An 18,673-nucleotide genomic window follows, 5' to 3' on the forward strand; every position below is an offset into this window, starting at 1 on the left:
GATGAATACCCCCTCGAAATCGACCCAACGCGGCTTCACCCTGATCGAAATCATGGTGGTCGTGGTCATCATCGGCGTGCTCGGCGCCATTGTGGTGCCGCAATTCATGAGCCGCCCGGATCAAGCCAAAGTCACGGCGGCACGCACGGACATTCAGGCCATTTCCACGGCGCTGGAAATGTACCGCCTGGACACCTTCAACTACCCCTCCACCCAGCAAGGCCTCGACGCGTTGAGCAAACGCCCGTCCGGTACGCCGGTGGCGAAAAACTGGAACCCTCAGGGTTACCTGAAAAGCCTGCCGCTCGACCCTTGGGGCACGCCCTATCAGTATTCCAACCCCGGCACCCATTCGGCCGGTTACGACCTGTTTTCCTTCGGCGCCGATGGCGTGGTCGGGGGCGAGGGCTATGCAGCCGACATCGGTAACTGGAGCGAGTGAGCCATGCGGCGCGCGGTGGCAGGGTTTACCTTGATCGAAATGATGGTGGTCATTGTGCTGATCGGCGTGATGGCGTCGATGGTGCGCATCAGTCAGGGCGACAACCACGCGCGGCTGGCGCGTCAGGAGGCTGACGTGCTGTTGAACCTGATGCACGGCCTACGTGAAAAAGCCGTGCTCGAAGGGCTCGAATTCGGCTTGCGGCTGGAGCCGACGGCCTACCAACTGATGGGCTTCACGCAGGACCAATGGCAGCCCTTGCAACCTGCCGTGCCACTGCCCGACGGGCTGCAACTGGCCTTGACCCTTGAAGGCCAGTCTCACCCGCTCCACGACAGCGCCCACCGGCCACAGTTGATATGGCTGAGCAGCGACGAAAACACCGCCTTTGATCTGCACCTTGAGAGCCCGCCGGTGCGCTGGCGCAGCATCGTCAGCGACGGTCTGAACGACGCGCGCATCGACGACAACGGCTCACCACCATGAAGGCTGAAAAAGGCTTCACCTTGTTGGAGATCATGGTCGCGCTGGCCGTCTTCGCCACCCTGTCGGCCGCGATCATGTCGGCCAGCAGCTATGTGCTGGGGCACAGCGCACGGGTCGAGTCGCGCTTGTTCGCCGCCTGGTTGGCCGACAACCACCTGAGCGACTTGCAACTGCGCCCGCAGCCGCTGGCAGAAGGGCAAACGGTCCTTAACCTCACGTTTGCGCAGCGGGACTGGCGCGTGCAGCAGCGCCTCGCACGCGAGCCCGGCACAGGGCTGTGGCGGGTTGAGCTGGAGGTCAGCCCGGCGGGCAGCGCACAGGTCATGCAGTCGCGGGTGCATTGGCTGGCAGTCCACCATGCGCCCTAACGCCCAGGCCGGTTTTACCTTGCTCGAACTGGTCATCGCCATGGCCATTTTTACCCTGCTGGGGATTGGCTGCTGGCGCCTGTTTGACGGGGTGGTGCGCGCCGAGCGTGCCAGCAGTGCCCATGAACAGGCGCTGCGCAGCTTGCAACGGGCGGTGGCGTTGATCGAGCGCGATGCCTTGCACGTGCACACTTCGGCCAAGTCGCCCGGCCTGACGCTCTATCCCGACCGGCTCAACCTGCGCCGGGGTAACTGGCGCAATCCGCTGGGCCAACCGCGCAGCGAACTGCAAGACGTCAGCTACCGGCTGGAGCAGGGCGTGCTGTGGCGTTACAGCCAGGGCGTGGGCGTGGCCGGAGTGCAAAAACAGCAACTGTTGAGCGATGTGCGCGCCGTGCGCTGGCGCCTGTTTGATGCCAAGACCGGCTGGCTCAACGCGTGGCCCACCCGCAAGGCCTATGGAAAAAAGACCCCGCAAGCCCTTGAGCTCCAGATATCAGTGGGCCGTTTTGAGCAGGTGCGCCGCGTGATGTTGCTGCCGGAGGGAGAATGAAGCGCCGCGCCCAGCAAGGCGTGGCCCTGATCACCGTGTTGCTGGTGATGAGCCTGGCCTTGCTGATGACGGCCGGGATGCTGCGCAGCCAGCGGCTGTCGCTGCACAGCAACGCCCAACAAATCCATCAATTGCAGTTGCGCCAGCTGGGTTTCGTCGGCGAAGCCTGGGGCCGCGAGCGCTTGCGCACGCTGTTGCCCGACCCCGCGTCACCGGTGGCGGCCGGGCAAGCCTGGGCCGAGGGCGAACCGGGCTTGAGCCTCGAAGACGGCCGGGTGGAGGTTGACATCGAAGACCTCAGCGGGCGTTTCAACGTCACCGCTCTGCTGACCAAAGGCCCGCCCGACGCCGCCGTCGCCCAGCGCTGGTTGCGCCTGCAAAAACAGCTCAAGGTCCCGGCGATCGAGGCCACCGCATTTCAGGGTTTGAGCTTGAGTGACATCAGCCAGTTGCGGCAGGTGCCGGGGGTCGATGCCCAATGGTGGGCGCGGATGCAACCTTGGGTCGCCCTGCTGGACAAAGGCGCGCGGCTCAACCTCAACACCGCCTCCGTCACGCTGCTGTCCTCGTTGGCGGGGATCACCCCCGATCTGGCCCGCCGCCTGGTGGCCGAGCGGCCTGCTCAAGGCTATGCCAGCGTCGAAGCGTTTACCTTTCTCCCGGCGCTGAGGGGGCTTGGTATTCCGGCCAATGGCCTGGGCATCGACAGCCACCGGTTTCGGATCACCACCCACGTGCGCCTGGGTCAAAGTCGCTTGCGTCTGGAAAGTGACGTCGCGCGCCACTCCACCACCGGCCAATGGCGTCTTTTGCAGCGACGCTTTCTCGCGCCCCTACACAGCGAACCTCACGAATGAACAGCTGGCTCTACCTCCCCGCCGAAGACTTTGCCCGCAGCGACGACATCGACTTCACACGTGCCTGCGTTCACTTCTGGCAGGACGACACCGGCGTGTGCCGTGGCGGGCTGCACGACGCCGCCACGGCGTTCCGGCACCACCCCGTGCAGGTGATCGTGCCCATGGAAATGTGCAGCTGGTTGCTGACCGAGCCCTGGCCCAACAAGCGACGGCCCGGCCTTCAGGCGCTGGCCTTCGCCGTTGAAGAACAACTGGCTGACGATCTCGACGCGCTGCATATCGCCGTCGGCCCGATGGACGCGCAGCGCCGCTACCCCTTATGGGTGACGCACAAACAGCGCTTCAGCCGCGTGCTCGACCAGTTGCAGGCGCTGGGCTTGGACATCGCCAGCGTGCGGGTGGATGCCGACCTGCTGCCGCGCGAACAGGCCTGCGCAGCGCGCTGTCACGGGCGCTGGCTCGTCGGCGGCGCGCAGGACCTCAGGCTGGCGCTCTCGGATCAAGACTACGACACCGTGAAAGCCGGGCTACCCGCCGACCTCATCGAATTACCGGGCGAGCGCCTCAACACGCTGTTGAGTGCGTCCGGCGGCGAGGCGATCAACTTGTTGCAAGGGTCCTTTCGTCCGGCGGCCAAAGCCCTGCCGTGGCGCAGCGTCTGCTGTTGCGTGGGGCTGACGTTGGTCATTGCGCTGGGCTTCACCCATGCGCGCAGCAGCTACCTCGAAACCCAGGCCGCCCGCCTGTACGCACTGAGTGAAGAGCGCTTCAACATCCTCTATCCGGGCCAAACCAGCCGTCTGGATTTGGCGACGCAGCTCAGAGGGTTACAGCAACGGGGCGGGGCGCCCGCCGACGGCCACATGGTGCGTCTGGCCCATTTGGTCGAACAGGTGATCGGCGCCAGCAGCGTCGATGTCCAGCGCCTTGAGTGGCGTGAACATGGCGGCTGGGCCTTGACCATCACGGCGTCCAGCTTCGCTGAGCTTGAGCGGTTGCGTGAGCGGGGCGAGCAAAGTGCGCTGCCGATCAACGTGGGCAATGCCCGTCAGCACGGCAACCGGGTGCAAGCCTTACTCACACTTGAGGATATTTTATGAAGGCTCGTCTGCGTGATGGGGTGCAAACGTGGCAGCAACTGCCGCGCCGCGACCGCCAACTGTGTGTGGCGCTGGCGGTGTTTCTGGCGGGCGTGTTGGCCGTGTACGGGCTGTGGCAACCGGCGCAGCAGCGCCTGCAAACGGCGCAGGCGCTCTATTACAAAAACCTCGCCCTGGCCGGTGAAATACAGCGCACACGGCCCGCCCAGCCGATGAAAGTCCCCGATCAACCGCTGGCCACCCGCCTTAGTGAAAGCGCCGTGGCCGCCGGGTTGAACGTCGAGCAATTTGAGATGGATACCGACGTGCTGCGCGTGACCGTCAGTGCCGAGGCCGGCGCGTTACTGACCTGGCTGGCGCGCATCGAGCATGAAGGCGCCGAGTTCCAGAGCCTGCACCTGGAAAAACGCGACCGCCTGCTTGAAGCCCGGCTCGTCATCAAGCGTGTTTGATATTGCCCGGCAGGGCGGGCAAACGCGCCAGGTGCAGCGCCACCAACAGGGCAACCACCAACAGCGCGCCAATGAACAGGCCGATGCCGTTCCAGCCCGCCAAGTGCCAGAACACACCGCCCAGCGTCCCGGCAACACTCGACCCGGCGTAATAACTGAACAGGTACAGCGACGACGCTTGCCCCTTGGCCTTGGTGGCGCGGCGGCCGATCCAACTGCTGGCCACCGAATGCGCGCCGAAAAAGCCAAACGTGAACAGCAACATGCCGATCACCACCCACGCGATGGGCTCCAGCAGGGTCAGGGCGATCCCGGCAAGCATCAACACAATCACGGCCCACAGCACTTTGCGACGCCCCAGTTTGTCAGCCAGCGCGCCAATCTGTGCCGAGCTGTAAATGCCTGACAAATACACGATGGACAGCAAGCCCACCACGGCCTGATTCATGTTGTACGGATCGGCCAACAAGCGATAACCGATGTAGTTGAACAGCGTCACAAAGCTGCCCATCAGCAAAAAGGCTTCGAGAAACAGCCACGGCAAACCGGCATCGCGAAAGTGCATGGTGAAGCCGTCCAGCAGGCTGCGCGGGTTCATCGCCCGCGGCCGGAAATTGCGCGATTCGGGGAGGATTTTCACGAACACCAGCGCGGCCGCCATGGCCAGCCCGCCGATCACCAGCATCGCCGTGTGCCAGCTCACAAAATCGATCAGCACGCCGCTGATCAAACGCCCGCTCATGCCACCAATGGCGTTGCCGCCGATGTACAAGCCCATGGCCAGCCCGATGTGCTGCGGGTGAATTTCTTCGCTCAGGTACGTCATCGCCACGGCCGCCAGCCCGCTGAGCGACAACCCCACCAGGGCCCGTGTGATGAGCACGCCTTCCCACGTGGGCATCAGCGCACTCAATACGGTAAAGATCGACGCCGAAAACAGCGCAAACACCATCACCGGTTTACGGCCGAAGGCGTCAGAAATCGGCCCGGTAATCAGCAGACCAATGGCCAGCATCGCCGTGGCCACCGACAGGATCAGGCTGCTTTGCGCCGCGTTGATCCCGTATTCATGGGACAGCACCGGCATCATCGGCTGCACGCAATACAGCAACGCAAACGTCGCGAACCCACCCGAGAACAGCGCCAGTACCGTGCGCATAAACATCGGGGTGCCTTTTTCGATAAACACATCATTGAGTTCAGCGACACCATCATCCAGCGCAGACGGCCGGACTTCGTGGGCGAGCGGGGCGACAGCAGTTTTCACGGGGGACCTCAAAAAGCGCGTAAAGCCGAGCGGCAATGGCAAAAGAATATAGGCGGCTAACGATTCTTTCCAATATATTGTTCGACCTGTTTGATAGGTTTTACGACTCATTGGAGAGGGTATGGAACTGCGTCATTTGCGCTACTTCATCGCCGTGGCCGAAGAGCTGCACTTTGGCCGTGCCGCCCAGTTGCTGGGCATCTCGCAACCGCCGCTGAGCCAGCAAATACAAGCGCTGGAGCAGGAACTGGGGGCTCGTCTGTTCGAGCGCACCAACCGCCGCGTCGCCCTCAGTGAAGCCGGGCGCCTGTTTCTCGAAGAGGCCCGTCGGGTGCTGGCGCAGGTCGACAAGGCCGCCGACGTGGCGCGGCGGGCGCAACTGGGTGAACTGGGCGAACTGAAGATCGGCTTTACCTCCTCGGCGCCGTTCAGCTCCAGCATTCCGCAAGCGATTTTTGCCTTCCGGCAAGCGTTCCCGGCGGTGCACTTGCACCTCAAGGAAATGAGCAGCCGCGAAGTGGCCGACGGGCTGGTGGACGAATCCATCGAAGTGGGGATGATGCGGCCGTTGGTCTTGCCCGATTCGCTGCACGCCGTGGAGTTGTTTCGCGAACCGCTGGTGGCCGTGATCCGCGCCGATCACCCGCTGGCTGACGGCAGTGAAGCGGGGCTGCACCTGGCGGCGCTGGCCGAAGAGCCGTTTGTGTTCTTCCCGCGCAGCTATGGCAGCGGCTTGTACGCGCAATTACTGAGCCTGGCGCGGCAGGCCGGGTTCAGCCCGCACTTCTCCCAGGAAGCCGGCGAGGCCATGACCATCATCGGGTTGGTGTCGGCGGGGTTGGGCGTCTCGGTATTGCCCGCCTCGTTCCAGCACATGCGCATCAAAGGCGTGGTGTACCGGCCGCTGCTGGACCCGGACGCCAACACCGCGGTGTGGCTGGTGCAGCGCAAGGGCAGTCAGTCACCGATGGCCACGGCGTTTGCAGACCTGCTGACCCGCCAAACCGTGGCCCCGGTCTGAGTCAGGCCAGCAACCTGTCCATTGCCGTACGGGCCTGTTGAATCAGGTGCACCACCGCCAGCGCCACATCGCGGTTCAAGCCTTGCAGGTTGTCCGCCGAGGCGTACGCCGTCGCAAGCGCGCAGCGCAGTAATTCGTGGGTGTGTTCCAGGTGTTGTTCGTATTCGGGGGTGTGGTTCATGCGCAGTTCCTTAAGTGATAAGAGCTGACGCCATTTGCTTGCACACAAAGAGGGTGGCAGCTGTATGCGGGTGTGCAAGACCGGAGGAACGCAAACCGGCAGGCCAAAGACCTCCCACATACAGCCGCCATAAATCGGGCTTCTGAAAGTGACATTTGCGTATTTCGAACTTGCACGTCCGGCCACCCATGGGGGATGACGAACCGGAGGCTATCGATCGAAAGAGACAGACGCAAGGCCCGTGGATTCTCTAGGAAACGTCCTGCAAAGGAAAGCGACAACCCCTCCGACCCGGCCCGCAGCTTGGCAACGGCTACCTGACGAGAAGCCCTTTCTGACGAAAGGAAATCGCAGTGGATGATGTCGAAGATGTTGCTTGTGGGCTACAAATTGCTGGCTGTACGTGATGCAACCTGGCCGCCAATGGATCCTCCTGCTCTGTGCAGGCGACAAGACCACCCAGATGCGCGACATCAAGCACGCCAGGCTGATTGCCCATGCGTGGAAGGAGCAAAACCTGTGACTGAACATTTCTCACGCTGGGACACGGCTGAAGGCCTCAAGACCGAAGAGGACATCGGTCATTACCTTCAAGCCTGCATGGAAGAAGCGGGCGACGACCCTGCCTTTATTGCCAAGGCACTGGGCACCATTGCGCGAGCGCGCGGCATGAGTCAGGTGGCGCGCGATGCAGGACTCTCCAGAGAAAGCCTGTACCGCGCGCTGTCCGGGGAAGGAAACCCCGAGTTCGGCACGCTGCTTAAAGTGGCCAAGGCGCTGGGGTTAAAGCTGCACCTTTCCCTCTAATCGCCTGCCGTGTCACCAGGCTTCAGTTCACCTTCGCCAGATCACCTTTCAACGCAACACCCGCAATCACGGCGCCCGCATGGCACTCGTAGGTTTTCGGGTCTTTGCGTTCGTTGCGTTTGTAGAAGCTGGCGATGTTGGTCACGGCGTTGGCACCGACTTTTTTCGCCGCTTCATGCATCGTGATCAGCGCCGATTGCAGGGCCCACGAACAGGCTTGTTCGTCGCTCTTGTTGAAGGCGTTGGTTTTTTTGTTGGTCACCGCGCCCGGGCTGACCACGGTCACTTTGCCGCGCGGGGTGTTGCCGGCCAGGTAGAACTTGACGCTGCCGTCGATCTTGCCGGTGCTGATGGCTTCGGTCACAACCTGATCGAAGGGCAGGTACAGCGCGGTGTCGCGGGCCTGGCTGACGGCAGGCAGGGTGCACAGCAGCAGGGTGGTGGCGGCTGCCAGAGTGTTGAATCGCATTGAAGTCTCCATGACGTTGTATGAGTGCGTTACTGCGGTGTGGCCAAAGCCGATTCAGACAGCTGTCGGGCTGTCAGTTCGTTTTGGTGGTCTTTGAGTTCACGCAAGATGCCCTTGTCCAGCAGGCGCACCCAGCGGATGTAGTTCTTGTGGATCTTGCCGTCCTTGTAGTCCAGGCCGCGGCTGTCGCGGTACTGGATGCGGTAGTGGTCGGCGCTGTACGGGATGTCGATTTCAGCGTGGTACTGGCCGCGCACCGTGATCTGCGCCTGCACCCTGTTCGGGGTGATTTGCTGCACCGTCCATTGGCGCGCCACCAGCGTTTTGACGATCGCCTGTTGCATTTGCGCGCGGTCGGTCTTGAGGGTCACGGGCAGGGTGCGGTCCGGGGTGAGCAGGCGTTTGCTGCTGCACGCCACCGTGCTTAGGAGTGCGAGGGCGATCAGGGTTGCGCGTAACAGGTAAGTCATTGCATGGGCTCCAGCGGGTTCACGCCCAGCGACGGAAGATCAACGACGTGTTGACCCCGCCGAACGCAAAGTTGTTGTTCATCACGTAATCGTTGTGCATCGGGCGAAACTCGCCGCGCAGGTAGTCCAGCTCGCCACACCGCGGGTCGATGTGGTCCAGATTGAGCGTTGGCACGTAGCGGTCGCGGTTCATCATTTCGATGCTGAACCAGGACTCCAGCGCCCCACAGGCGCCGAGGGTGTGGCCCAAAAAGCTTTTTTGCGAACTGATGGGCATGCGCGCCCCGAACAGCGCATGGGTGGCCAGGGTTTCGGCAATGTCGCCCTGCTCGGTGGCGGTGCCGTGGCCGTTCACGTAGCCGATGGCCCGGGGCTCAAGGCCGGCGTCTTCGAGCGCCAGCTCCATCGCCCGGCGCATGGTGCTGACCTCCGGGCGCGTGGTGTGCTGGCCGTCGGCGTTGCTGCCAAAACCGACGATTTCGGCATGGATGTGCGCGCCTCGCGCCTGTGCGTGTTCCAGTTCTTCGAGCACCAGCATGCCGCCGCCTTCACCGATCACCAGCCCGTCACGGCCATTGTCGTAAGGGCGCGGGCTGGTCTGGGGGGCGTCGTTTTTCAGGCTGGTGGCGTACAGGGCGTCGAACACCATGGCTTCGGTCGGGCACAGCTCTTCGGCGCCGCCGGCGAGCATCAGGGGCAAGCGCCCGAACTTGATCGCCTCGTAGGCGTAGCCGATGCCCTGACTGCCGCTGGTGCAGGCGCTGGAGGTCGGGATCAGGCGCCCGGTGAGGCCAAAAAAGATGCTGATATTGGCCGCCGTGGTGTGCGGCATCATGCGCACGTAGCTGTTGGCGTTCAGGCCTTCGGCCACGGAGTTGAGCAGCATGTTGCCGAACGCTTTGATCTCGTCCGTGCTGCCGGTGGACGACCCGCACGCCACACCCATGCGCCCGTCGCGGATGATCGGGTTGCTCAGCAAACCGGCGTCTTGCAACGCCTGCTCGGCGGCGCCCACGGCCAGCCGCGACACGCGGCCCATGCTGCGCAGCTGCTTGCGGGTCCAATGCGCGGGTACCGCAAAGTCATCGATGGGCCCGGCCAGGCGGGTGTTGAGTTCAGTGAACCGGTCCCACTCGTCCATGCGCCGAATGCCGCTGCGCCCGGCCATGAAGTTGGCTTCGATGCTGGCCCAGTCGCTGCCCAGCGAGGTGATGCCGGCCATGCCGGTGACGACAACGCGTTTCATCAGCACAAGCCTCCGTTGACGGCCAGCACCTGGCGGGTGATGTAGCCCGCCTCGGCGGACATCAAAAAGTTGACCGCGCCTGCGACTTCTTCCGGGGTGCCCATGCGTTGCGCGGGGATCATTTTCATCAATTCTTCTACGGGGACGTTGTCGTCGAGCATGGCGGTGTCGATCAGGCCCGGCGCGACGCAGTTGACGGTGATCTTGCGTTTGCCCAGCTCAATGGCCAGGGCCTTGGCGGCGCCGATCAGCCCGGCCTTGGAGGCGCTGTAATTGACCTGCCCGCGATTGCCGATCAGCCCCGACACCGAGGTGATGCACACAATGCGCCCGGCGGCGCGGCGGCGGATCATGGGCATCATCACCGGGTGCAATACGTTGTAAAAACCGTCGAGGTTGGTGCGCATCACCACGTCCCAGTCGTCTTCGCTGAGCGCGGGGAACGCGCCGTCACGGGTCAGCCCGGCGTTGAGCACCACGCCGTAATAGGCGCCGTGGGTCTCGACGTCGGTGTCGAGTGCGGCCTTGCAGGCGGCGCGGTCCGACACATCAAATTGCAGCACGCGGGCGCTGCGGCCCAGGGCGTGCACCTCGGCCATCACGGCATCGGCTTGCGGCCTGCCGCTGCGGCAATGCAGCACCAGGTCGAAACCGGCCTGCGCCAGACGCAGGGCGATGGCGCGGCCGATGCCACGGCTGGAGCCAGTGACCAAAATGGACTCAGACATGGCGGGTCTCCGAAGTGGGTTGAGCAAGGTAATGGTCGGCCTGAGGCGGGCGGAACACGTTCAGGCGGGCGGTGGCATGGATGCCGGGGCCGGTGAGGTGGCACTCGAACACGCCCATGCCGTTGTCGTCTTCCAGCGAGCGCAGCGCGTGGATGTGCAGCTCGGTGCCCGCCGGGAAGTGTTCAACGTTGCATTCAAATTTGCGCGTGCCGAGCAAAAAGCCCAGCACCACCGGGTCGCCCAGCAGACGCGCACGGCAACCGGCGTAGGCGGCCACGCTTTGCGCCATCAGTTCGACACCGACCCAGGCGGGCAGGCTGCCGTCTTCACGGTTGAACAAACCGCCCGCGCGCACCGTGAGGCGGGTGTGGATTTGTTCTTCATCAAACGCCAGCACCTGATCGATGAGGATCATGTCACCGGCGTGGGGCAGTAATTCGGCGAGCGGCCAATCGATCATGGGGCGTCTCCGATAATCAGGCTGACGTTATTGCCGCCGAAGGCAAACGAATTGCTCATCAGGCAGCGCTCAGCGGTTGAGGTCAGGGGTTGGCCGGGCGTCACCCACTGCAGGGCGGGCAACGCCGGGTCGGGTTGGGCGTCCCACACGTGCGGCGCCAGCGCATTGCGCTCAAGGCTCAGCCAGCAAAAAGCAGCTTCCAGCGCACCGGCCGCGCCCAGGGTGTGGCCAGTCATGGGTTTGGTCGAGGAGCACGGCACGCCGTCCGGGAACACCTGCGCCACGGCCTGGCTTTCCATGGCGTCGTTGTGCTGGGTGGCGGTGCCGTGCAGGTTCAGGTAGGCGATCTGGTGCGGCTGCACCTTTGCCCGGCTCAAGGCCGTGTGCATGGCCTGCACGGCGCCGCGCCCGGAGGGTTCGGGGGCGGAAATATGGTGCGCGTCAGAACTGGCGCCCGCGCCCAGCAGGGCGATGGCGTGAGTGGTCGCCGGTTGCTTGCTCATCACGAACAGCACGGCGGCTTCACCGATGTTGATGCCGCGCCGGTTGATTGAAAACGGGTTGCAGCGTTCATCGGCCACTGCTTCGAGCGAGCAGAACCCGTTGAGGGTCAGCGCGCACAGGCTGTCGACACCGCCGCACAGCACCACGTCGCACAGGTTCATGTCCAGCAGGCGCTGGGCGCTCATCAGGGCGCGGGCGCTGGAGGTGCAGGCGGTGGAAATCACGTAGGCCGGGCCGCTGATGTTCAGCCACTCGGCCAAAAAGGTCGCCGGGGCGCTGAGTTCTTGCTGCTGGTAGTCGTAGTCGCCGGGGAAGTGCTGCGTTTGCAGGTAGTGGGCGATGCCACGGCTGGCTTCGTCGATGCCCGAGGTGCTGGTGCCCAGCACGATGGCCACGCGGTCAGGGCCGTAGGTGTCAATCGCCTGCCGGATGTCGCCTTCAATCTGCAACGCGGCTTCGAGCAGCAACTGGTTGTTGCGACTGCTTTGCTGATTGAGCCCGCTCGGGATCGACGCCAGCGCGCCGCGCACCGCGCCCACGGTCAGCGAGCGTTCCGGCACCCAGCCACTTTCTCGCTGCATGCCGCTGCAATCACCGGCAAACAGGTTGCGCGCCACTTCGTCCTGGCCCCGGCCCAGCGCGCACACAACACCCAAGGCATTCAGGTAGGCGGTCATCGGCTGGCCTCGTCATCCAGCGGGCTGATGTCGTAATACACATCGCCCTGGGTATTGATACGAAACGCCTGCGTCTGTTCGTACTGAATCATCCAGCGGTGGGGCAACACGCGCACAGTGGACATGGATTTGGCCTGTGGATAATTACGTTTCAATTCGTCGGCCGGGGTCAGCGCAAACAGCAGCGCGGCGAACAGCTCGCGGGCCTCAGGGTTGGGCGCCAGCAAGCCGTCGGCGTGCCAGCGGTTGTCCTTGAGCAACTGGCGCGCCAGCGGAATCCCCAGCGGGTCCATCAACGACCAGCGCAGCCCGGCGTCTTCCTGCTGGATCACCAGCAGCCAGTCTTGACGCTGATCGGCTTGCTGGCGCTGCACATGCAGCTGCATCGGCAGCGCCAGGGTCGGTGTCTGACGGGGCAGCGGCAGGGCGCTGCACCCTGTGAGCAACAGCAACAGGCACGTCAAGAGCGCCAGCATCCCCCGGCTGCGAGCCGAGCGCGCAATGGTCACGTCGGCACGCATCATGCCGAGGCGCCTTGCAGGGGCTTGCGCGCCACGACGTTGACCAGGGTTTCTTCGCGCTGGCCCACCGGTTTTGGACGGCGCAGGCCCATGCGCTCCAGCAGCCCGAAATCCTTGGAACGGCTCCACCACAGGTACGGGTACGACACGTTGCGGGCGTCAAACTCAAACCCTTGGTCGCGGATCATCTCGAGGTATTGCGCGGCGCTTTTTTGCACGTGCATCGGGTGGCGGAACAGCCAGCGGATGACCCAGGTGTCGATGTAGGCTTCGGTGGACTCGGCAAACAGCAAGTAACCGCCCGGCTTGAGCACCCGGTAGAACTCGGCCAGTGCGCGGTCCTGCTGCACCAGGTGGTGAAACGTCTGGTGACAGAACAGCAGGTCGACGCTGGCATCGGGCATGTCGAGTTCGGCGCAGTCGCTGCCGATCAGTTCGATGTCTAGCCCCTGGCGCCTGGCTTCTTCGCGGCTCATCTCAAGGCTCAGCGGGTCGGCATCCAGACCGATCAGACGGCCTGGGGCGAACGTCCGGTGCAGGTACTGGAACGACTTGCCCTGCCCGCACCCGGCGTCCAGCAGCACCGGCGCGGCAGGCAGCGGGTCGCTGAACAGGCTGCGCAGGTCGTTGATGGCCACGCGCAACACGTGGTGCTGCCACGTGTGGCTGCGCAAAAACCAAAAGCCGAAACGGGTTTCTTCAACGTAGGTGTCGCTCAGAGGTTTCATGCGGGCTCCGTGGCGCAGATATCGGACAGCATGCGCAACCGGCGCTTGGGTTCGCTGACAAAAGGGTTGCGTTCATCCCAGGCGTAGCCCGCCAGAATCGAGCTGATCATGCGGCGAATCTGTGGCGAGCTGCCGGGGTGGAAAATCACGTCCTGGAAGGTGCCGGCGTACCAGCCTTCGACGTAGCAGCGGAAGGTGTCGACGCCGCGTTTGAGGGGGTCGGCGAACTCGGTTTGCCAGTCCACGGCTTCGCCTTGCAACTGGCGGTGCAACACGGCGGCGGCCATGCTCGCTGAGCGCATGGCAATGGTCACGCCCGAAGAAAACACCGGGTCGAGAAATTCGGCGGCGTTGCCCAACAGCGCAAAGCCCGGGCCGTGCAGGGTTTTGACGTTGGCCGAGTACCCGCTGAGGGTGCGCGCCGGGGTGTCCCACACAGCGTTGGCCAGCACCCGTTGCAGGCTCGGGGTCTCGTCGATAAAGCTGCGCAGGCGCTCGTCGAGGTCTTCGCTGCGGCCTGCGAAATGCTCCGCCGCCGCGACCACGCCCACCGAGCAGCGGCCATTGCTGAACGGGATGCTCCAGAACCAGATGTCGCGTTGGGTCGGGTGGGTGGTGACGAGGATTTTGTTGCGATCAAAACCGTCGCACGCGATGCGGTCTTCGACGTGGGTGAACACCGCCTGACGCACCGGGAAATTCGACGGTGCTTCCAGGTCAAGCAGGCGCGGCAGCACGCGGCCATAGCCGCTGGCGTCGAGGATGAAATCGGTTTCGACCTGATAGCGGCTGCCGTCTTCGCGCTCGATCTCCAGCCGCGGTTTGGCCCGCTCAATGTCAGTGGCGATCACGGTGTGGCCGTAGCGGATCTCAACCCCTTGCAGCGCGGCCTGGTCGGCCAGCAGTTTGTCGAAATCGGCGCGCTGTACCTGAAAGGTGGTGGGTTTGCCGTTGCTGAACGTGTCGCCAAAGTCGAACGCGCTGACGTGATCGCCCCAGGCGAAGGCCGCGCCGTTTTTCAACTGGAAACCCGCGGCTTGTACGGCGTCCAGCATGCCGGCTTCTTCGATGAAATCGATGCAATGCGACAACAGGCTTTCGCCGATGGAGAAACGCGGGAAGTGCTGGCGCTCGACGATCAACACATCGTGACCGTTGCGTTTGAGCAAGGCCGACGCGATCGCGCCGGACGGCCCGGCACCAATCACCACCACCTGACGACGTTCCATTTCTACTACTGACACAAGGGCTCCTTGCCGGGGACTACGGCAGACTTCAACGGGGTTTTGTTCATACCCGCCAGCGCCGGTAACAGCGTGGCGATCAGGCCCATCAGCATCAGCGCGAAGTACAGCGCGGGGCTGATGAGCTGTTGTTGCAACAACAGGTTGAGGAACACGATCTCGCTCAACCTGCGAATGTTCAGTAACAGGCTTTCACGCCAGCGGCTGGCACCGGCAAACGACGGCGTGGCCCAGCTCAGGCCCAGCCAGTTGCCCAGCACTTTGCTCACCACCGGCAACAGCAACAGCGCGCTCATTTGCAGCGGGCTGATGTCACTCAAAGCGCTGTGGACGTTGATCTGCACAATGCCAAATGTGAGGATCAGCGGGATCGCCAGCCAGGTGTGTAAACGTTCAGCCCAGACAGCGTTTAACGGCATCACTAGCGGCACCTTGAGCGCGGCCATGCACAACAGATAGCCGACCCCGAAAATCAGCGCATTGAGGCGGTAATGTTCGGCCACCACCAGCCCGGCAAAAAAGCTCAGGCTGTACCACAACGGCTGACGAATCCGCAGGAGGCGCCCAGCCAGCGGCAACAGGGCCCCGGCGAGCGGCAGCAGCAAACTGGCGAGGTCCAGGCTGCCTTGCGCCAGCCCGAACAGGGTCCAGCACGTGAGGTCGATCAGGATCGCGCTTTGCACCAGCCGCCGGGTAGCGGCGGGCGGATAACCGATGTGGCGCAGGTACAGGTACAGCACCGGGATGGCGGTGATGGCAAACACCAGCCCCACGGCCAGCGAACTCAGCCAGGGTTGCTCGGGCAACAGCCACACGGCGCAGGCCAGTCCGCAGGCGAACGGCACGAGAAAGCTGGGCAGGGCGATTTTTACACTTTGGCGGTCGAGGCGCAGGTCGATCACGTCGCTCAAAATGTGCCCCAGCAACAAGGCGAAACTCAGGCTGTACAAGCCCTTGAGCCAGGTCGGGGCGACCAGTTGCGCGCCGCTCAGGTGCCAGTGCGGCCCGATCCACAGCAGCATCAGCAGCGGCAAACCGATGGAGGCCAGCAGCAACTGGCTGACAATCGGGATCACGCCAAACTGGCGCCCTACACGGGTCGCCAGCGCAAACAGCGCCAGGGCCAGCAGCCAGAACACCAGGGTCATCACGCTGTAGGCTCCTGACGTGCGGCCCACGGCGCGAGGATGAAACTGAACGCCAGCCCCAGGCTCACCGACAGGCCAAAGTTACTCACGGCGGGCGTACTGGACACGGCCAGCAAGCCAAACGACAACCAGGTGGTCAGCGCCGCCAGCAATGTGCCGAGCAAGCTGACGGCCGCGCCGCCGATGTGCTCGCGCATCAGAATCGCGTAATCGACGCTGATCGCTGTCACCAGCAACAGGCCGAACAGGCTGAACAGAGTCAGGGGCTGGCCCAACCAACCGAGGCTGGCGAGGCTGCACAGCGCGGCCAGCAGCGGCAGGGCGACAATGCGCACGGCGCCGCCCAACCCGAACGGTGCAATCAGCAACAACACGATCAGGGCGCAGGACAACAGCTTGAGTTCGGCGGCGCTGATTTGCGTGGCGGCGAACACCGTGTTCAGGTCCCCCAAGCGGTCCACCAGCTCGACGCCGGGCAAATCCCGGGCTTGCTCGCGCAGCAGGCTGGCATCGTTCAACCCTTGCAGACTGACCATCGCGGCGACGCCGTCGGCGTCACGGCCCAGCCACAACAGGCGCCACGGCTCGGCCAGCGGCCCGCTCAGCGCAGCGTCGATGCGTTGCTCGGGCAGGGCTTGCAACTGGGCCAGTTCGTGTTGCAGCGCAGGAAGCGGCACGCCCAGCGCCAGCAGCGGTTGCCAATGCCGGGGCAACGCACTGAGCGCTGCCCGTAAGCGCTGTTGCTCGCGCGGCGGGCTGACCAACTGATTCAGCGCCAGATAGCCCTGTAACGTGCCCTTGCCGACCAACGCGTCCAGGCGTTCGCTGAGCGCGGCCTGGCGCTCCAGCAGTTGTTGCTCAGAGTCGGCGCGCACCAGAAAGAACTGGCTGGTGGGCTGATACCCGGTGATGCGGGCGATGGCTTGCGCTTGGGTCATTAACTGCGGCGGTGCGCTAACCCACTGGCGGATGTCGTTTTTGCTGTTCAACTGCCACAGCCCTGCCGCACAGAACATCAGCAGCAGCGCCAGCAGCGCCGGGGTCGGGACTTTTTTCAGCAAGGCTTGGCGGGCGTTGAGCAAGAATTGGGCGACGTTCAACGGCCACTGCGCAGGTCGCAGCACCACGCCATTGAGCAAGGCGGGCAACAGGCACACGGCGCTCAGGTAGGCCCCGACCAACCCGGCGGCGGAAAAAATGGCGATCTGGGTCAGCGCCGGGAACGGGGTAAAGGCCAGTGCCAGATAACCGATGCAACTGGTGGCCAGGCTCAGGCTCAGGCCGGGTAACGTCAGGCGCAGGGCGGGCCAGCTGCGCCAGGGTTTCAGGCTCCAGCTTTTGGACAAGTAATGCAGCGGGTAATCCACCGCCACGCCGATCAGGCTGGAGCCCAGCACCAGCGTCATCACGTGCATGCTGCCGAAAAAGGCCACGCAGGCCACGGCACCGAACAGCATGCCCACCAGCACCGGCACGAACGCCAGCAGCACGCGCCAACGGCGAAATGCGAGCAGCAACAGCAGCACAATACCGACCGTGGCGCCGCCGCCGACCCAGGTGATTTCCCGGCTGGCTTGTTGCTGACCGCTGGCGGCGTACAGCAACCCGCTGGCGGCCAGCAGCTCGACCTGTTGCGTGGCCGCCTGCGCCCGGCTCTGCTCCAGCAAGGCCGCGACCTGCATGGGCAGGGTCAGGTCAAACGCATTGCCTTGCGTGCGGGCGCGCAACAGCACCCACTGTTTGCCGTCGGCATGGGCCATCAGCGCGCCGCTGCCGATGTCCAACTGCACCGCGCCACGCTGCGGCTGGCTGTTCTGTATGCGCCCGGTCAGGCCCAGCCAATCGTCTTGACTGGGCACCAGGCTGAAGCCGGTGAAGGGGTCGAACAACGCCTGAACCCGTTGCTCAATGAAGGCGTCCGGGTGCGCGATCAACTGTTCGCGGTCGGCGGCCGAGAGCATCGCCAGTCGTCCGCGCAGCAATTGTTCGCGCAGCGCCGGGAGATCGGCTTGCAGGTTCCATTGCACCTGTTCAAACAGGCCGCTGGCCTGCCATTGCTCCCCCAGTTGCTGGGCCATGTTGATGGCCTGCTGACGATCCGCGCTGCCCACCAGCACCAGCATTTCGCGGTTCAGTGGCTCTTGCATACGCTGTTCGGCGCGCAATTGCAGCGCGTCGGGGGCGTCGCCGGGCACCAGCGCCATCAGGTTGGCCGACAAGGGCGCGCCCTGGCGCCACTGCCAGCCCGCCACAGCGAGCACGGCCAGCAACAGGATCAAAAAGCCCCGTGGCAACCAGCGTTCACTGCGCAAAGTCGTGTTGCTCCGCTGCCGTCAACGGTTGATGGCTGATGCTGTTGTGCATCGTCAGCAGCGTGCTGTCGCCCTGGGTTTCGTGCAGCTCGATGCGTTGCACCAGCGCGCCGCCTTCGATGTCGATGTGCTTGAACACCTGTTTGAGCAGCAACGAACGCGGGGTCAGGGTCAGGTTCCAGTGATCGGCTTGGCCTTGCAGTTGCAGGTCGAAATCCCGTTGCAGGCCACTGCTGTCGCCTTGCAACACCGCGAGGAACAAGCGGTTCTGTTCCGCGCCAGCGCTTTTGCCGGGAAGCATCTGCCACTGCGTGCCGTCACGCCGGGCGATGCCCTGGGGGGTGATGCGGTAGTCCTGTTGCAACGGCGTTTTGAGTTGCCAGAGCAGGCCGTGGTCTTTGGCCAGCACGAAGGTGCCGGTGCTGGTGAGGGGTTTGGGCAGGGCGCGCAGGTGTTTTTCCTGGATGAAGTCGCCGTGGATGACGTGCGGCTTGGCCAGTTGTTCGCTGAGCTGTTGCAGGTCGAAGGCGTGGGCCAGCGGCGAGAAAGCCATAAGGGCGGCGATCAGCAGGCAGAGGCGCGTACGGCGCTTGCCCTCACCCCGAGGGTGAGGGCCTTTGGCGTTTAAC

At 63.9% G+C, this 18,673-nt stretch carries 23 protein-coding genes; 9 read left to right on the plus strand and 14 right to left on the minus strand.

Annotated elements, in window-relative coordinates; all coding sequences use genetic code 11:
* Window position 1 precedes the first annotated feature (1 nt).
* Genes gspG through gspM form a run of 7 tightly spaced genes read left to right on the plus strand, consistent with a single transcriptional unit; the run spans window position 2 to window position 4,261 of the window.
* Window positions 2–442 (plus strand): type II secretion system major pseudopilin GspG, encoded by a 441-nt coding sequence (gene gspG, locus V6F78_RS10915; RefSeq protein ID WP_332727192.1) that lies wholly within the window; start codon window positions 2–4, stop codon window positions 440–442.
* A gap of 3 nt (window positions 443–445) precedes the next feature.
* Window positions 446–928 carry a type II secretion system minor pseudopilin GspH gene (gspH, locus tag V6F78_RS10920; protein WP_048377314.1) on the plus strand — a complete coding sequence of 161 codons (483 nt, stop codon included), beginning with the start codon at window positions 446–448 and terminating at the stop codon, window positions 926–928.
* A complete protein-coding gene (gspI, locus tag V6F78_RS10925; RefSeq protein ID WP_048377313.1) occupies window positions 925–1,296 on the plus strand; it encodes a type II secretion system minor pseudopilin GspI in 372 nt (123 codons plus the stop codon). The genes gspH and gspI overlap by 4 nt, the downstream gene beginning before the upstream one ends.
* Window positions 1,286–1,849, plus strand: a complete 564-nt coding sequence (locus V6F78_RS10930; protein WP_047291487.1) for a type II secretion system protein GspJ — start codon at window positions 1,286–1,288, stop codon at window positions 1,847–1,849. Before gspI ends, V6F78_RS10930 begins: the two co-directional genes overlap by 11 nt.
* Window positions 1,846–2,706, plus strand: coding sequence for a type II secretion system protein GspK (locus V6F78_RS10935; RefSeq protein WP_094991030.1), 861 nt, complete (start codon window positions 1,846–1,848; stop codon window positions 2,704–2,706). Before V6F78_RS10930 ends, V6F78_RS10935 begins: the two co-directional genes overlap by 4 nt.
* A complete protein-coding gene (gene gspL, locus V6F78_RS10940; protein ID WP_047291492.1) occupies window positions 2,703–3,809 on the plus strand; it encodes a type II secretion system protein GspL in 1,107 nt (368 codons plus the stop codon). The genes V6F78_RS10935 and gspL overlap by 4 nt, the downstream gene beginning before the upstream one ends.
* Entirely contained in the window at window positions 3,806–4,261 is a 456-nt protein-coding gene (gene gspM / locus V6F78_RS10945; RefSeq protein WP_047291494.1) for a type II secretion system protein GspM, read from the plus strand. The genes gspL and gspM overlap by 4 nt, the downstream gene beginning before the upstream one ends.
* Here the strand turns inward: gspM and V6F78_RS10950 are convergent.
* Window positions 4,248–5,480 (minus strand): MFS transporter, encoded by a 1,233-nt coding sequence (locus V6F78_RS10950; RefSeq protein ID WP_414860395.1) that lies wholly within the window; start codon window positions 5,478–5,480, stop codon window positions 4,248–4,250. The two genes, gspM and V6F78_RS10950, sit on opposite strands and share 14 nt — an antisense overlap.
* A 169-nt stretch (window positions 5,481–5,649) precedes the next feature.
* Here V6F78_RS10950 and V6F78_RS10955 point away from each other — a divergent pair, with 169 nt between their 5' ends.
* The gene (locus V6F78_RS10955) at window positions 5,650–6,549 is read left to right on the plus strand and encodes a LysR family transcriptional regulator (RefSeq protein WP_169839890.1); all 900 of its coding nucleotides are present in this window, start codon (window positions 5,650–5,652) and stop codon (window positions 6,547–6,549) included.
* Window position 6,550: 1 nt separating this feature from the next.
* Here V6F78_RS10955 and V6F78_RS10960 read toward each other — a convergent pair whose 3' ends face one another.
* The gene (locus V6F78_RS10960) at window positions 6,551–6,730 is read right to left on the minus strand and encodes a DUF6124 family protein (protein ID WP_169839891.1); all 180 of its coding nucleotides are present in this window, start codon (window positions 6,728–6,730) and stop codon (window positions 6,551–6,553) included.
* A 519-nt stretch (window positions 6,731–7,249) separates the two neighbouring features.
* Here V6F78_RS10960 and V6F78_RS10965 point away from each other — a divergent pair.
* Entirely contained in the window at window positions 7,250–7,537 is a 288-nt protein-coding gene (locus tag V6F78_RS10965) for an addiction module antidote protein (protein WP_047273015.1), read from the plus strand.
* Between the two features lie 22 nt (window positions 7,538–7,559).
* Here the strand turns inward: V6F78_RS10965 and V6F78_RS10970 are convergent, their stop codons facing one another.
* The 12 genes from V6F78_RS10970 to V6F78_RS11025 are packed head-to-tail and all read right to left on the minus strand — an operon-like array spanning window position 7,560 to window position 18,597.
* Entirely contained in the window at window positions 7,560–8,006 is a 447-nt protein-coding gene (locus tag V6F78_RS10970; RefSeq protein ID WP_047274957.1) for a hypothetical protein, read from the minus strand.
* Window positions 8,007–8,035: 29 nt separating this feature from the next.
* The gene (locus tag V6F78_RS10975) at window positions 8,036–8,476 is read right to left on the minus strand and encodes a hypothetical protein (protein ID WP_047273017.1); all 441 of its coding nucleotides are present in this window, start codon (window positions 8,474–8,476) and stop codon (window positions 8,036–8,038) included.
* A gap of 19 nt (window positions 8,477–8,495) precedes the next feature.
* Window positions 8,496–9,722: a beta-ketoacyl-ACP synthase gene (locus tag V6F78_RS10980; RefSeq protein WP_094991026.1), complete on the minus strand. Its 1,227-nt coding sequence runs from the start codon at window positions 9,720–9,722 to the stop codon at window positions 8,496–8,498.
* A complete protein-coding gene (fabG, locus tag V6F78_RS10985) occupies window positions 9,722–10,450 on the minus strand; it encodes a 3-oxoacyl-ACP reductase FabG (RefSeq protein ID WP_047291495.1) in 729 nt (242 codons plus the stop codon). The genes V6F78_RS10980 and fabG overlap by 1 nt, the downstream gene beginning before the upstream one ends.
* Window positions 10,443–10,910 carry an ApeP family dehydratase gene (locus tag V6F78_RS10990; protein WP_047273020.1) on the minus strand — a complete coding sequence of 156 codons (468 nt, stop codon included), beginning with the start codon at window positions 10,908–10,910 and terminating at the stop codon, window positions 10,443–10,445. Before V6F78_RS10990 ends, fabG begins: the two co-directional genes overlap by 8 nt.
* On the minus strand, window positions 10,907–12,091 hold the full coding sequence (locus V6F78_RS10995) for a beta-ketoacyl-[acyl-carrier-protein] synthase family protein (protein WP_169839893.1): 1,185 nt from the start codon (window positions 12,089–12,091) through the stop codon (window positions 10,907–10,909). Before V6F78_RS10995 ends, V6F78_RS10990 begins: the two co-directional genes overlap by 4 nt.
* Window positions 12,088–12,615, minus strand: coding sequence for a DUF3261 domain-containing protein (locus V6F78_RS11000; protein WP_080963736.1), 528 nt, complete (start codon window positions 12,613–12,615; stop codon window positions 12,088–12,090). Before V6F78_RS11000 ends, V6F78_RS10995 begins: the two co-directional genes overlap by 4 nt.
* Entirely contained in the window at window positions 12,612–13,340 is a 729-nt protein-coding gene (locus V6F78_RS11005; RefSeq protein WP_047291499.1) for a class I SAM-dependent methyltransferase, read from the minus strand. Before V6F78_RS11005 ends, V6F78_RS11000 begins: the two co-directional genes overlap by 4 nt.
* Entirely contained in the window at window positions 13,337–14,584 is a 1,248-nt protein-coding gene (locus tag V6F78_RS11010; RefSeq protein WP_088500214.1) for an NAD(P)/FAD-dependent oxidoreductase, read from the minus strand. The genes V6F78_RS11005 and V6F78_RS11010 overlap by 4 nt, the downstream gene beginning before the upstream one ends.
* Window positions 14,575–15,735, minus strand: a complete 1,161-nt coding sequence (locus V6F78_RS11015; protein WP_332727200.1) for a sodium:proton antiporter — start codon at window positions 15,733–15,735, stop codon at window positions 14,575–14,577. The genes V6F78_RS11010 and V6F78_RS11015 overlap by 10 nt, the downstream gene beginning before the upstream one ends.
* Window positions 15,732–18,044 carry an MMPL family transporter gene (locus V6F78_RS11020; protein WP_332727202.1) on the minus strand — a complete coding sequence of 771 codons (2,313 nt, stop codon included), beginning with the start codon at window positions 18,042–18,044 and terminating at the stop codon, window positions 15,732–15,734. The genes V6F78_RS11015 and V6F78_RS11020 overlap by 4 nt, the downstream gene beginning before the upstream one ends.
* A complete protein-coding gene (locus V6F78_RS11025; protein WP_047273056.1) occupies window positions 18,034–18,597 on the minus strand; it encodes an outer membrane lipoprotein carrier protein LolA in 564 nt (187 codons plus the stop codon). Before V6F78_RS11025 ends, V6F78_RS11020 begins: the two co-directional genes overlap by 11 nt.
* Window positions 18,598–18,673: the final 76 nt, after the last annotated feature.

The sequence above is a fragment of the Pseudomonas sp. ESBL9 genome (genome assembly GCF_036668715.1).
Taxonomy (GTDB): domain Bacteria; phylum Pseudomonadota; class Gammaproteobacteria; order Pseudomonadales; family Pseudomonadaceae; genus Aquipseudomonas; species Aquipseudomonas lundensis.

Excerpts from the sequence above, each read along its gene's own strand:
- V6F78_RS10990 (WP_047273020.1), bottom strand. The coding sequence starts at position 10,910 with ATGATCGATTGGCCGCTCGCCGAATTACTGCCCCACGCCGGTGACATG.
- fabG (WP_047291495.1), bottom strand. The coding sequence starts at position 10,450 with ATGTCTGAGTCCATTTTGGTCACTGGCTCCAGCCGTGGCATCGGCCGC.
- V6F78_RS10955 (WP_169839890.1), top strand. The coding sequence starts at position 5,650 with ATGGAACTGCGTCATTTGCGCTACTTCATCGCCGTGGCCGAAGAGCTG.
- V6F78_RS10980 (WP_094991026.1), bottom strand. The coding sequence starts at position 9,722 with ATGAAACGCGTTGTCGTCACCGGCATGGCCGGCATCACCTCGCTGGGC.
- V6F78_RS11000 (WP_080963736.1), bottom strand. The coding sequence starts at position 12,615 with ATGATGCGTGCCGACGTGACCATTGCGCGCTCGGCTCGCAGCCGGGGG.
- gspG (WP_332727192.1), top strand. The coding sequence starts at position 2 with ATGAATACCCCCTCGAAATCGACCCAACGCGGCTTCACCCTGATCGAA.
- V6F78_RS10975 (WP_047273017.1), bottom strand. The coding sequence starts at position 8,476 with ATGACTTACCTGTTACGCGCAACCCTGATCGCCCTCGCACTCCTAAGC.
- gspH (WP_048377314.1), top strand. The coding sequence starts at position 446 with ATGCGGCGCGCGGTGGCAGGGTTTACCTTGATCGAAATGATGGTGGTC.
- gspM (WP_047291494.1), top strand. The coding sequence starts at position 3,806 with ATGAAGGCTCGTCTGCGTGATGGGGTGCAAACGTGGCAGCAACTGCCG.
- V6F78_RS10935 (WP_094991030.1), top strand. The coding sequence starts at position 1,846 with ATGAAGCGCCGCGCCCAGCAAGGCGTGGCCCTGATCACCGTGTTGCTG.
- V6F78_RS10995 (WP_169839893.1), bottom strand. The coding sequence starts at position 12,091 with ATGACCGCCTACCTGAATGCCTTGGGTGTTGTGTGCGCGCTGGGCCGG.
- V6F78_RS10960 (WP_169839891.1), bottom strand. The coding sequence starts at position 6,730 with ATGAACCACACCCCCGAATACGAACAACACCTGGAACACACCCACGAA.
- gspL (WP_047291492.1), top strand. The coding sequence starts at position 2,703 with ATGAACAGCTGGCTCTACCTCCCCGCCGAAGACTTTGCCCGCAGCGAC.
- V6F78_RS10970 (WP_047274957.1), bottom strand. The coding sequence starts at position 8,006 with ATGCGATTCAACACTCTGGCAGCCGCCACCACCCTGCTGCTGTGCACC.
- V6F78_RS10930 (WP_047291487.1), top strand. The coding sequence starts at position 1,286 with ATGCGCCCTAACGCCCAGGCCGGTTTTACCTTGCTCGAACTGGTCATC.
- V6F78_RS11025 (WP_047273056.1), bottom strand. The coding sequence starts at position 18,597 with ATGGCTTTCTCGCCGCTGGCCCACGCCTTCGACCTGCAACAGCTCAGC.
- gspI (WP_048377313.1), top strand. The coding sequence starts at position 925 with ATGAAGGCTGAAAAAGGCTTCACCTTGTTGGAGATCATGGTCGCGCTG.
- V6F78_RS11005 (WP_047291499.1), bottom strand. The coding sequence starts at position 13,340 with ATGAAACCTCTGAGCGACACCTACGTTGAAGAAACCCGTTTCGGCTTT.